General features: G+C 56.7%; 9 protein-coding genes. 5 read left to right on the forward strand and 4 right to left on the reverse strand.

Annotated elements, in window-relative coordinates; genetic code table 11:
• Positions 1–8 precede the first annotated feature (8 nt).
• From pbpC to JM93_RS00560, 3 genes are all read left to right on the forward strand, one after another.
• Positions 9–2132, forward strand: a complete 2124-nt coding sequence (pbpC, locus tag JM93_RS00550; RefSeq protein WP_170230456.1) for a penicillin-binding protein 1C — start codon at positions 9–11, stop codon at positions 2130–2132.
• A 591-nt stretch (positions 2133–2723) separates the two neighbouring features.
• Entirely contained in the window at positions 2724–3860 is a 1137-nt protein-coding gene (locus tag JM93_RS00555) for a porin (protein WP_145340112.1), read from the forward strand.
• Positions 3861–4308: 448 nt separating this feature from the next.
• Entirely contained in the window at positions 4309–5451 is a 1143-nt protein-coding gene (locus tag JM93_RS00560) for a porin (RefSeq protein WP_145340113.1), read from the forward strand.
• A gap of 157 nt (positions 5452–5608) precedes the next feature.
• Here the strand turns inward: JM93_RS00560 and JM93_RS00565 are convergent, their stop codons facing one another.
• Positions 5609–6562 carry an alpha/beta fold hydrolase gene (locus JM93_RS00565; protein ID WP_145340114.1) on the reverse strand — a complete coding sequence of 318 codons (954 nt, stop codon included), beginning with the start codon at positions 6560–6562 and terminating at the stop codon, positions 5609–5611.
• 236 nt (positions 6563–6798) lie between these two features.
• Here JM93_RS00565 and dapA point away from each other — a divergent pair, with 236 nt between their 5' ends.
• Both dapA and smpB read left to right on the forward strand, forming a co-directional pair.
• Complete coding sequence (dapA, locus tag JM93_RS00570; RefSeq protein ID WP_145340115.1) at positions 6799–7677, forward strand: 4-hydroxy-tetrahydrodipicolinate synthase; 879 nt, start codon at positions 6799–6801, stop codon at positions 7675–7677.
• A gap of 48 nt (positions 7678–7725) precedes the next feature.
• Positions 7726–8205 (forward strand): SsrA-binding protein SmpB, encoded by a 480-nt coding sequence (gene smpB / locus JM93_RS00575; protein WP_145340116.1) that lies wholly within the window; start codon positions 7726–7728, stop codon positions 8203–8205.
• An 83-nt stretch (positions 8206–8288) separates the two neighbouring features.
• On the opposite strand, the gene JM93_RS00580 is transcribed toward smpB, so the two are convergent.
• From JM93_RS00580 to parC, 3 genes are all read right to left on the reverse strand, one after another.
• The gene (locus tag JM93_RS00580; RefSeq protein WP_145340117.1) at positions 8289–8759 is read right to left on the reverse strand and encodes an acyl-CoA thioesterase; all 471 of its coding nucleotides are present in this window, start codon (positions 8757–8759) and stop codon (positions 8289–8291) included.
• Complete coding sequence (locus JM93_RS00585) at positions 8756–9919, reverse strand: iron-containing alcohol dehydrogenase (protein ID WP_145340118.1); 1164 nt, start codon at positions 9917–9919, stop codon at positions 8756–8758. Before JM93_RS00585 ends, JM93_RS00580 begins: the two co-directional genes overlap by 4 nt.
• Positions 9920–10024: 105 nt before the next feature.
• The gene (parC, locus tag JM93_RS00590; protein ID WP_145340119.1) at positions 10025–12274 is read right to left on the reverse strand and encodes a DNA topoisomerase IV subunit A; all 2250 of its coding nucleotides are present in this window, start codon (positions 12272–12274) and stop codon (positions 10025–10027) included.
• Positions 12275–12634 lie beyond the last annotated feature (360 nt).

Here is a 12634-nt window from a genome sequence, read left to right on the forward strand (position 1 = left end):
CGCCGGTCGTGACACGTGGCAGCAAAACCAGGTCAGCAAAACGCATCGCCGCCCTTTTGGGTGGCGCCGTTGTCTCGGTTGGGCTGCTTGCGGCCGCGGGTGTGCTGACCAAGATCAACCGTGACATTGAGGCCCGCCAGGCGGTCATTGCATCAGGGCCGCTACCGGTTTCTAAGGTGGTTCTGGACCGGGATGATCGTTTGCTGCGGGCGTTTTTGACCACCGATGATAAATGGCGCCTTCCGGTCGAACTCGATGAGATCGACCCGGTCTACTTCAAACTGCTGATCGCATATGAGGACAAAAGGTTCTACGACCATGCGGGCGTCGATTGGACAGCCATGGCGCGTGCGCTGTGGCAGGGCGTCAGCCGGGGACGTGTTGTCTCTGGAGCGTCGACCCTCACCATGCAAACCGCCCGGCTTTTGAATGAGTCCCCGACAAAGACGCTGAATGCAAAATATGATCAGGTCATCAGTGCGCTGGCCCTCGAACGTGGACGGTCGAAACAGGACATTCTTTCGCTTTATGCCCTCAGGGCGCCATTCGGCGGCAATCTGGAGGGTGTAAGGGCCGCAAGTCTGGTGTGGTTTGGCAAGGAGCCATCGCGTTTAACACTGGCGGAGGCCGCGTTGCTCGTTGCCCTTCCGCAGTCTCCGGAAGCACGGCGTCCCGACCGGTCTCCCGGAGCAGCGCGCCGCGCCCGGCAGCGGGTGTTGGACAGGGCAGCCGAGGCGGGTGTTATTCGAGCGGACGAGGCGGCGGCAGCTGCAAGGGACATCTTGCCGGAAAAATGGCGCAGAATGCCGCTCATCGCCGCGCACAAAAGCCGCGATGCGGTGTTGGAACATCCTGCTCGGTCAGTGCACCGGCTGACGCTGGACCGGGCACTGCAAGCCAGCGTCGAAGATCTCCTCAAGGCGCGGGTTCAAACGCTCGGTGACAAGGTGTCTGCGGCTGTGGTTGTCATGGATCACAAAACAGGCGCTGTCCGCGTCGCCGCCGGCGGGCCAGATTTGCTGGATGAAGGCCGTCTTGGACATGTGGATATGACCAAGGCTGTCCGGTCTCCGGGATCGACGCTCAAACCGCTGATTTACGGATTGGCATTCGAACAGGGGATCGCGCATCCCGACAGCTTGATTGAGGACCGGCCGATAGATTTCGGCGGATACCGCCCGACCAATTTCGATCAAGCCTATCAGGGCACCGTATCGGTCCGGCAGGCGTTGCAGCTGTCGTTGAACACGCCGGCAGTTCAGCTCCTTGATTCGGTTGGTTCCGCCCGATTGATGGCGCGACTCAAACGGGCAGGCGTTCGTCCGCATATGTCGGTGCGCAAGGCACCGGGCCTCGCCACCGCGCTCGGTGGACTTGGACTGACGCTTGAAGATCTCGTAGTTCTTTATGGCGCCGTTGCAAATGGCGGGACGCCGGTTCAACCGAGAATCAACAGGGACGGTGCGGGTGGCAGTGAGGCGTCGGCTCGTAACAGAGCACCTGTCTTGTCTCGAATCGCCTCATGGCAGGTTGGCGACATCCTGGCAGGACTGCCGCAGCCCCTTGCGGCTGAAACACGGGCAATCGCCTATAAGACTGGTACGGCCTACGGTCATCGCGATGCGTGGGCCATAGGCTTTGACGGCCGGTTTGTTGTCGGCGTGTGGACCGGACGTGTGGACGGCACCCCGGTGCCGGGATCTACCGGCGCGACCACTGCAACACCGCTATTGTTTGGGGTGTTCCGGCGGATGGGGAGCGAACCGGTTCCACTCCCTCATGCGCCACCGGGGTTGCCGGTAGGGGCGGGACAGGCACTGCCGGAACCACTCCGATACGCGCGCGTGCGCCGGAACACGTTTGCCGGCGATCAAAACGGATTGCGCATTCTCTATCCACCAGATGGTGCCGAAATCCTTGCAGGCGTGTCGCAAGATACGGGCCGGCAACCGGTAATCGTGAAGCTGACAGGCGGTTTACGGCCGTTTCGCCTGCTGGTGAATGGCAGGCCAACCGGACTTCAGGATGTCCGGCACCGATTCACATTTCAGCCTGAAAGCGGGGGATTCGTTGATTTGACGGTCATCGACGCAGCGGGTGCCAGTGAATCAGTGCTGATCAACATCCGCTGAAGCCGGTTTACATCCAAAAAACACTTTCGATTTGCAGTTGACGCGTGTCTGTTCCACCGCATCGCCGACAGGCGGCACGGCGTGGGGTCTGATTTTTACAAGCTTACTTTTGGTTAGGTCGAGATTTTTAGCGATCAAAAAATCAAACTTACGCTGGTGCAGAATTTTCTCACTAAGAGAGAGGTTTGGAATCAAAGCTACGAATACGCAAATTTGAAAAATTTCATATCAAATAAATTATAATATATTTTTGAGATCGTCTCTTTCTGGGTTCGTCTATTTGATCAAATCTGACTCATTGAAAAAAATGACTCATGTAAAAAAACTTCCTTAACGTAAAAATATCACGAAAACTCAATATGTTGAATCTCTGCAACAGTGTGCCGGGAAGCGTTTTGCAGGCGCGCTTTCAGCTTGAAGCGGTCAGCCGATTCTGGTTTTTTGCAGCCTGCGAACAGCGGTTAGCTGATCCCGAAACATTCCGTTTGGTTATGCAATCGAATGATTGGGCGTATCGCGGGGACAGGTGCAGTTTTGGTTCCTTTCGGACTAGGTCTGTGCCGCAAAAGAATTTGACTTAGGAGGTCAGAAATGAACTTTAAGAGCTTGATGCTCGGCGCTGCAGCTGCAGCTGCTGCAACCACTGCACAGGCAGCCGATCTTCCGGTTGCTCCAGAGCCAGTCGATTACGTTCGCGTCTGTGACGCTTACGGCTCGCGCTTCTACTACATCCCGGGCACCGAAACCTGCCTGCGCGTTGGTGGCCGTGTTCGCGTAGAATACAAGACCAGCAACTTCGCCGACAATGGTTCCTGGGGCGACCGCACTGCGGACGACGTTACGTTCCGTGCACGTGGTTACGTCTACCTCGACAGCCGCACAAACACCGAGTTCGGCCTGCTGCGTACATACACTTCCATGTACATGACTGGCGACACCGGCCCGTCTGACAGCTTCTTCCTCGAGTCTGCCTACATCCAGTGGGGCGGTATCACCGCTGGTCGTACAACTTCATTCTTCCAGTTCGCTACCGGTCAGACCTTCATGGGTGTTGTTTCTCGCGACTGGGCTGACACCACGACCAACCTGTTCGCTTACACCGCTGCATTCGGCAACGGCCTGTCCGCAACAGTTGCTCTGGAAGACTCCACTTTCACCGAAAGCAGCTCCACGATCTACGCTGGCCAGCGCCTGCCTGATCTGGTTGCCAACCTGCGTGTTGACCAGGGTTGGGGTTCTGCACAGTTGAGCGGTGCTCTCCACGAAGTTCGTCCGGCGATTGCTGCGAACGAAGGTAGCCTCGGCTGGGCCATCGGCGGTGGTGTTGTCTTCAACCTGCCAATGCTGTCTTCCGACTCCAACATCTTCTTCCAGGCTCAGTACGCTGACGGCGCACTGGACTACATCGGAAACATTGCAGGTGTTGCTGACTACGACGCAACTGTCGGCAGCTCGAACGACACGTCTTCCGGTTACTCGCTGTCTGCTGGTATCTACCACCAGGCAACAGAGACCATCGGTCTTGCACTTGACGGTTCCTGGTCCGACATCGACGGCGGCGGCAACGTTGCTGGCGCAACCCGTTGGGCAATCGACGGTTCGGTTCAGTACTCCCCGGTTTCCGGCTTCGCAGTTGGCGCCGACATGGGCTACGCGAACACAGACACCGACGGTGCTGGCGACCAGGACGATATCCGCTTCGGTGTTCGTCTTCAGCGCACATTCTAATCCGTCTGACGGTTTAGAGCTCTGACGAAAGTCTGTTTCTGACCTTCGATCAGTCTAGCGGCCCGGTGGCACCAAACCATCGGGCCGTCCCCATTCTACGGCATGGGGCGATTCTTCTTTAGATTCCCGCCATATCCGGTAATCTGCGTGCTTTCAGGCCTTCAATTCTTACTCATTTCTTAAGAACCTCACCAAAGCTGTGACATTGTCGCAACACCGGTATTGCAAATAGGCTGCTCAACCTACCCAAGGGCAGTTTCGTTGTTGAACCAATGATCGGGATGCGTATGGTCACTTTGCGAGCGGCTTCGGGCCGCACTGCTTTGCCCACCACGGAATTCCAACCTCCGGCAGGAAGCAAACGCAGAGAATTTCGCGGGGACAAAACATTCTAATTTGGGCGACCGCCTCGGAATGTTGGCTAGAAATGACTGATTGGAGGTCAGAAATGAAACTCAAGAGCTTGATGCTCGGCGCCGCAGCAGCTGCTGCCGCTACAACCGCCCAAGCAGCCGATCTTCCGGTTGCTCCGGAGCCGATCGATTACGTTCGCGTCTGTGACGCTTACGGCTCACGCTTCTACTACATCCCAGGCACCGAAACCTGCCTGCGCGTTGGCGGCCGTGTTCGCGTAGAATACAAGACCACCAACTTCGCCGACAATGGTTCCTGGGGCGACCGCACCGCGAACGACATTACGTTCCGCGCACGTGGTTATGTCTACCTCGACAGCCGCACAAACACCGAGTTCGGCCTGCTGCGTACATACACTTCCATGTACATGACTGGCGACACCGGTCCTTCTGAGAGCTTCTTCCTCGAAGCAGCTTACATCCAGTGGGGCGGCATCACTGCTGGTCGTACAACATCCTTCTTCCAGTTCGCTACTGGTCAGGCCTTCATCGGTGTGATCACGCGTGACTGGGCTGATACCACGACCAACCTGCTTGCTTACACCGCTGCATTCGGCAACGGTTTCTCCGCAACAGTTGCTCTGGAAGACTCCACTTTCACCGAGAGCAGCGCAGCAATCTACGCTGGCCAGCGCTGGCCTGACCTGGTTGCCAACCTGCGTGTTGACCAGGGTTGGGGTTCTGCTCAGTTGAGCGGTGCTGTTTACGACGTACGTCCGATCAGCGCTTCCAAGTCCGGTAGCTTTGGCTGGGCCATCGGCGCTGGTGTTGTCTTCAACCTGCCGATGCTGTCTTCCGACTCCAACATCTTCTTCCAGGCTCAGTATGCCGACGGCAAACTGGACTACATCGGAAACGCTGCTGGTGTTGCTGATTACGACTTTGTGATCGGTTCCGGTTCTTCCGACACGTCTTCCGGTTACTCGCTGTCTGCTGGTATCTACCACCAGGCAACAGAGACCATCGGTCTTGCACTTGACGGTTCCTGGTCCGACATCGACGGCGGCGGCACCATCAACGGCGCAACCCGCTGGGCAATCGACGGTTCGGTTCAGTACTCCCCGGTTTCCGGCTTCGCGGTCGGTGTTGACATGGGTTACGCTGACACCGATTACGACGGTACAGCAACTGACGTCGAAGACTGGCGTGCAGGTATCCGTCTTCAGCGGACATTCTAATCTTACCTGATTGCAGGTTAGATGAAAAACCCGGCGGAAACGCCGGGTTTTTTGTTGGGAGCACCAGCCAGCACAAGGCGGAGGACCGACGCCGGCCCGCACCGTGCTGGCGGGATAATGTCCTGCAGGGCCCATGCAGAACCGGAGCCCCTGAGGGCTAGGATTCTCCTGTTGCCGCTTGCTGGTTTTTAGCTTCCGCCGTCTCTATAAAATTGGAAATCGCGCTTTGTGTGGGCCTGTCCCACAACAGGGGGGCGTGGCCTTCGTCAGGCACTACATGCAGTTTGGCGCCGGGAAGCTCATCCAGCATTTTCTGACAGCTTTCTGCAGTCAGGAGATCGGACGTTTGGCCATGTATGATCAGCACCGGGATGCCTTCAAGACCTTTGTAGAGTGGCCACAAGTCAGGCCAGGGCGCGCCCTCGTCCAGGGTTGCCAGCGTATGCCCCAGAGCAGGGTCGTAATCGAGTTTCCACTTGCCGTCTGACCCGCTCGCCAGTTGGTCGACCCAGTCCAGCCAATCCTGTTCGCACAGCCTTGGGAATTGATGCTCCATATTGTGTTTCATCAGCGCTGCATGGGCGTGCTTGTCAGCAAACGTCATGTTGCGGCCAATGGTTGCCGCAAGACGGTGCACGCCGCGCATTTCAATGTGAGGGCCGATGTCATTGAGGATCACAGCGGCTAAGCGGCGTTTTTCGTAGCGTTGGGCCATCATCATGGCATGAAGTCCGCCCCTGGACGTGCCCAAGACGGCAAATCTGTCCAGGCCAAGCTTCGCAATGGCGTCGTCGATGTCGCCATCTTCCACGGTCAGGGCATAGTTTTGCCAGTCTGCGTCCCAGTCGCTCTGTCCGCGCCCCCGGTAGTCAAGCGCTATTACCCTATGACCTTGTTTCTGAAGGAAATCGGCAACCCTATTGAAATCACGCGTGTTTCTCGACAGTCCGGGAAGACACAAAACAGGAACCTTTGGGGCTGTTGTGCCGGCAGCAGGTTCCCAGATACAGCCGGACAAGGTCAGACCATCCCTGCTTTTCCAGGAAAAGCGGCTGGATGTATTTGCCGGACCGGATGCCCGATGTTCCGCCTTATCGAGGGCTACCTCCATAGATTGTTCCTCCTCAAATGTGTCTTATTGGTTGTTATTTCTGAACTTATGATGCCGCGCGCACTCCCGCCAGTCGGGAGAGATCCTTATCCGTCACACGAATCTTGTTCCAGAACCGTCTGTTCTTTGTTTCTGCGTTGTATTGCCATTGCTCCGCGTTCCGCCAAGCATTATGTTGCCGGTCCAGCCAGCCACAGTCTGCCACAAAACGACTAAAAATCTTAAGGAAACCGAAGATGTTCAAGGGATCGATTCCAGCGCTTGTGACGCCGTTCAAGGACGGAGCGCTTGATGAGAAACGGTTTCAAGAGTTTGTGGAATGGCAAATCGCAGAAGGCAGTCATGGATTGGTCCCCGTGGGAACAACCGGGGAGAGCCCAACACTGACCCATGACGAACATAAGCGCGTTGTCGAACTATGTGTCGAAGCGGCAAATGGCCGGGTTCCGGTCATTGCAGGGGCGGGCTCAAACAACACCGCCGAGGCGATTGACCTGGCGCAGTTCGCCGAAAAAGCCGGTGCAAATGCCTTGCTCGTTGTGACACCTTACTACAACAAGCCAAATCAGGCCGGTTTGAAGGCGCATTATAAAGCGGTGAGCAATGCCGTCGGCTTGCCGATCATCATCTACAACATTCCAGGGCGTTCGGTGATCGATATGCACCCGGAGACCATGGCTGAACTCTATGAGACCTGTGAAAACATCATTGGTGTCAAGGATGCGACGGCCAATCTCGCGACAACCAGCCGTCAACGCCACCTCTGCGGACCTGATTTCGTTCAATTGTCGGGCGAAGACATTACGGCGCTGGCCTTCAACGCTCACGGCGGGGTGGGCTGCATCACGGTGACAGCAAATGTGGCACCGCGCCTGTCGCACGAATTCCAAGAAGCTTGCCTGGCCGGCGATTTTGTCAAGGCCCTGGCGTATCAGGATAAGCTCGCTCCGCTGCATCGCGCCTTGTTCATTGAACCGAACCCGACCGGTGTGAAATATGCCTTATCCTTGCTTGGCCGCATGGAAAACGAAGTAAGGCTTCCTCTTGTGCCGGTCTCGGGTGAGACACAGATAGAAATACAAGAAGCAATGCGCCATGCCGGATTGATCAACTGATCAGTGTGCAATCGGCGTTTCGCGGATACTGAACAAGGATAACAAGAAATGGCCCCCAAAAAGGATGGGCCTCCGGGTCGGGCAATCATTTCCGATAACCGGAAGGCCCGGTTCAACTACGAGATCGAGGATACGCTGGAGGCCGGCATCGAGCTGAAGGGGACGGAGGTCAAGTCCCTGCGCACGGGAAAGGCGAATATCGGCGAATCTTACGCGGCCGAATACCAGGGTGAGATCTGGATCTATAACGTCTATATTCCAGAGTATCTTCAAGGGAACAGGTTTAATCACGAGCCGCGCAGACCGCGTAAACTCCTTTTGCACAAGCGCGAAATCGGCAAGCTTGCTGGCGCGGTCCAGAAGGAAGGCAAAACGATTGTTCCGCTGAAGCTCTATTTCAACGACAAAGGGCGCGCCAAACTCGAGATCGCACTCGCGCGCGGAAAAAAGGTCCACGACAAGCGCGAGACCGAAAAGAAACGCGATTGGCAGCGTGAAAAATCACGCCTCATGAAAAACCTCGGTTAGTCACTGGCGGCAGGTCGGGTGCGGAACAACTTGTGCACGGCTTGGGGGCAGGGTGTGGACAACCTGTGAACACTGATTAGCCGTCAAGGTTTTTCGCGTGAGCTGGAGAGCTCATCGAAAGCCGCCTTGAAATGTGCCGGTATCGGCGTCGGCCGCCGTGTCTGGCGATCAACGAGCACATGAACGAAACGCCCGTGCGCTGCGGTGTTGCCGTGTCCCTCGCGAAACAGGCCAACCCGATAAGTTACGGACGAAGAACCGATTTTTTCGATCAATAGTCCAGCCTCGACTGTTTCGGGATAGACAAGTTCGGCAAAATAGTTGCAACCGGTTTCAACAACGAGAAATATCTGCTGCGAGCTGCGTGGATCAAGCAGTCCTTTGTCGATGTACCAGCCGTTCACCGCGGTGTCGAAGAAGCTCAAATATTGCACGTTGTTGACATGGCCATAAATGTCCACATCCATCCACCTGGTCGGGATTTTTCGGAACGCGCGAAAGTGTCCGCGCGCTAAAGGTGTGGGCCGGGCTGGTTTTTCCGATGCTGCGGTCATAGGGCGGCCTGATAAATTGCAAGCGCATCGGCTTCCGAGAGATTGCGGGGATTGTTCACGAGGAGACGCGTCTGCTTCATCGCATCACGGGCCATTTTCGGGAGGTCAGAGGCGGTGATGCCGACATCTGTCAACCGCGTGCGAAGACCGAGTTTGCGGGTGAGGTCCTGCAGGTGCTCTGCAAATGCTATCGCGCGCTGCTCCGTGTCGACGGTTTCGGCAAGCTCTGGAAACACATGCGGCGCCATATCTGAATAAGGCTGGTGCGCCGCCGGTGCATTGAATTTGAGGACATGCGGCAGGACAAGCGCGTTTGAAAGGCCGTGAGGGACATGAAATGTGCCGCCAATCGGATAGGCGAGGGCATGCACTGCGGCAACTGGCGAATTTGCAAATGCCATACCCGCAAGCATGGATCCCAGCAGCATGGCGCCGCGCGCGTCTAAATCCGTAGGAGTGTAAACGGCGGTTTCGATACTGCCGCCGAGCAGTTTCAAGGCTTCAACAGCGAGTGCTCGGGACACGGGGTTGTTGTTTGCACTGCGCGATGAATAGGCCTCGATGGCATGCACCATGGCGTCGACGCCCGTCGCCGCCGTTACATGCGCGGGCAGGCCAAATGTGAGCGATGGGTCGAGCAACGCAAGGTCCGGCAGAAGAACGGGAGACACAACACCGCGTTTTTCATCGGCTCCGACTGTGACAATCGAGATTGGGGTCACTTCCGATCCGGTGCCTGCAGTCGTAGGCACCAAAACAAGCGGAAGGCGGTCGCCTGCGACATTGCCAATGCCCCAAATGTCGTCCAGACGTTCATGCGACTTGCAAAGCAAGGCAACGAGTTTTGCGACATCCAGAGAAGATCCGCCGCCGAACCCGATAATCGAGCTGGGCGCGTGTGCCTTGGCCGCGTCACATGCTGCCATGATGACAGAGACCGCCGGGTCGGCCGTAACCCGGTCGAACACGGCAATCTGACGCCCGCTTTCTGTTACGAACCCGAGGGGTTGGTCTATCAACCCTGCGGCAACAATTCCTTCGTCGGTGACAACGAACGGCCGCTCACCCAGGAGGTGCCCGGCATGGTCAGCCAAGGCGCAGGCGCTGCCGTTTTCAAACACGATCCGATTGCTGGTGTTGAATGAAAACGCGTTGATCATGATTCCCCCGAAACTCTTCCAGTTTCAAGAATGCCGGGGTTGGAGTGGAAGGTCGAGAGGCGAGCTGACGAAAACGGGCGGCCAATGCCGCCCGCTCGGATGTGGTTAGAGCCGGGTGGGTCTGAACTTGTTCGACCTTGGGAAGCCAGCGGGCGGTAAACGCCCTGCATGACCCCGATCGCCGCGCCATTCCATCAGGTCGTCCAGGGTCCGGGTGAAGGAGCGCCCGGAACTGTCGGTCCAAGTCAGGCCGTCTTCGCCCTTGAAGACGCGGATATCGGACACCTTGCCGTCCCGGTAACGCTGCAGCCGGACGCCACGGCCACGGGTCATCTGCGCGATCTGGCCGAGGGGGAAGACCAACAGCTTGCGGTTCTCGCCGATAATCGCAACCTGATCACCGCTGGCTTCAACGCACAGCCGGGCTTCATTGCCGTCAGACAGGTTGAGGACCTGCTTGCCTTTCCGGGTGTTGGCAATCACGTCGTCTTCGCCGACCACAAAACCGCGCGCTTCGTCATTGGACAAAAGCAACATTCGTCCGGGCTTGTGAACAAAAGCGCTGACAACGTCCTGCGCCTCATCCATTTCCACCATCAGGCGGATTGGTTCACCATGCCCGCGTCCACCGGGCAATTTGTCGGCGCCCAGAGTGAAGAATTTGCCACCGGTCGAGAAAATCAGAATTTTGTCTGTGGTTTCTGCATGGAACGACAGTTTGAGGGCATCGCCTTGTTTGAAGGACAGCGTGCTCAGGTCGCTCTGATGGCCCTTCAACGCCCGGATCCAGCCTTTTTCCGAGACAATCACGGTGATCGGCTCTTTTTCAATCATCGCTTGCTGGATATCGCCAAAGTCATGGTCCGGTGCTTCCACCAGACCGGACCGGCGCTGGCCCAATTCTGTCTCTGGCCCGTAAACCTTGGCGATGTCGGCAATTTCCTTGCTGATCTTCGTCCACTGGCGTGCGTCGGACCCCAGAAGCTTTTCAAGCTGGTCTTTTTCTTCCGTTAGCTTGTCATGTTCCTTGCGGATCTCGAGTTCTTCAAGCTTGCGCAAGGACCGCAGGCGCATGTTTAAAATGGCTTCGGCCTGAACGTCGGTCAGTTCAAAAGCCTTGATCAGCTCGGCCTTGGCGTCGTCTTCCTCGCGAATGATGCGAATGACTTCATCAAGGTTGAGATAAGCAATCAGATAGCCCTCAAGAACCTCAAGCCGGTGGTTGATCTGGCCAAGCCGGTGTTCCGAGCGCCGGATCAAGACGTCCTTCCGGTGGTCCAGCCATTCGCGCAGGACCTGCTTCAGCCCCATCACCATCGGCACCTTGCCGCCGGACAGCACGTTCATGTTCAAGGAAAACCGGTTTTCCAGATCAGTCAGCTTGAACAGCGATTCCATCAACAGCGTTGCGTCGACATTGCGCGAGCGCGGAACCAAAACGACGCGGATATCTTCGGCCGATTCATCGCGAACATCTTCAAGAAGGGGCAGCTTGCGCGCGGTCAAAAGCTCCGCGATCTTTTCTATCAGGCGTGACTTTTGAACCTGATAGGGGATTTCCGTCACCACGATCGCCCATTGACCGCGGCCAAGATCCTCAACCTCCCACCGCGCTCGCACGCGGAAACTGCCGCGGCCGGTCAGGTAGGCTTCCCGCGTAGCAGCTGCATCTGAAACCAGAAGGCCGCCAGTGGGAAAATCGGGCCCCTTGACGAATTGCAACAACTCCTCGGCCTCACACGACGGGTTCTTGATGAGATGCTGCGACGCCTCGCATAGCTCATGCACGTTATGCGGCGGAATGGACGTTGCCATGCCGACGGCAATGCCGGATGAACCGTTGGCCAAAAGGTTCGGGAACCCGCCGGGAAGAACGATCGGTTCCTTATCTTCCCCGTCATAGGTCTCCCGGAAGTCGACCGCGTTTTCGTCAAGACCGTCGAGCAGCCTCTTGGCTGTGTCGGTCATCCGGGCTTCGGTGTACCGCATGGCCGCGGCATTATCGCCGTCCACGTTGCCGAAGTTGCCCTGACCGTCAATTAGGGGGTAACGCTGTGCAAAATCCTGGGCCAGCCGGACGAGGGCGTCATAAACAGCCTGGTCACCATGCGGGTGGTATTTACCGATGACATCACCGACGACGCGGGCGCATTTTTTGAAGCCAAAACCGGGATCCAGTTTCAGCAGCCGCATGGCATAGAGCAGGCGCCTGTGAACCGGTTTCAGGCCATCGCGCAAATCAGGCAGGGCGCGGTGCATGATTGTTGAAAGCGCATAGGCGAGATAGCGCTCTTCAAGCGCTGCCCGCAGCTCAATCCCTTCGACGCCTTCCGGCGGTGTCACTTCTTTTCCCATCCCGGCAGAACTACCGTTTTGCGCGGTTTTTCTCAATCTTCCCGAACGTGCTGCGGCGGTTATCCCACCGCTTTCAACTGTTTTTTGCTCGCCATCCCCGAGGCGGCCCGCGGGTCAGCCACACGCAGTCTTTGGTGTCTACTGTCAAAGGCTGATTGCCAAAGCGTTAGGTGGTCTCAATGCCGCCAGCGTTTTCTAAGGCAATGAGAGTTTGATAGTTTTCGTTTAGCCGTTTAACAGTCTGATTTTAAATATTTACGGTATTTTTCAACTCGAATTAAGAGCTTTTCAAATTTTTATATGTATCTTTCAGGCGAAAACGTGAAGGCCATCGGCTAAATACACGGGTTCTGCTGAAAA

Origin of the sequence: Roseibium hamelinense, from assembly GCF_007830545.1 — a bacterium.
GTDB lineage: Bacteria > Pseudomonadota > Alphaproteobacteria > Rhizobiales > Stappiaceae > Roseibium > Roseibium hamelinense.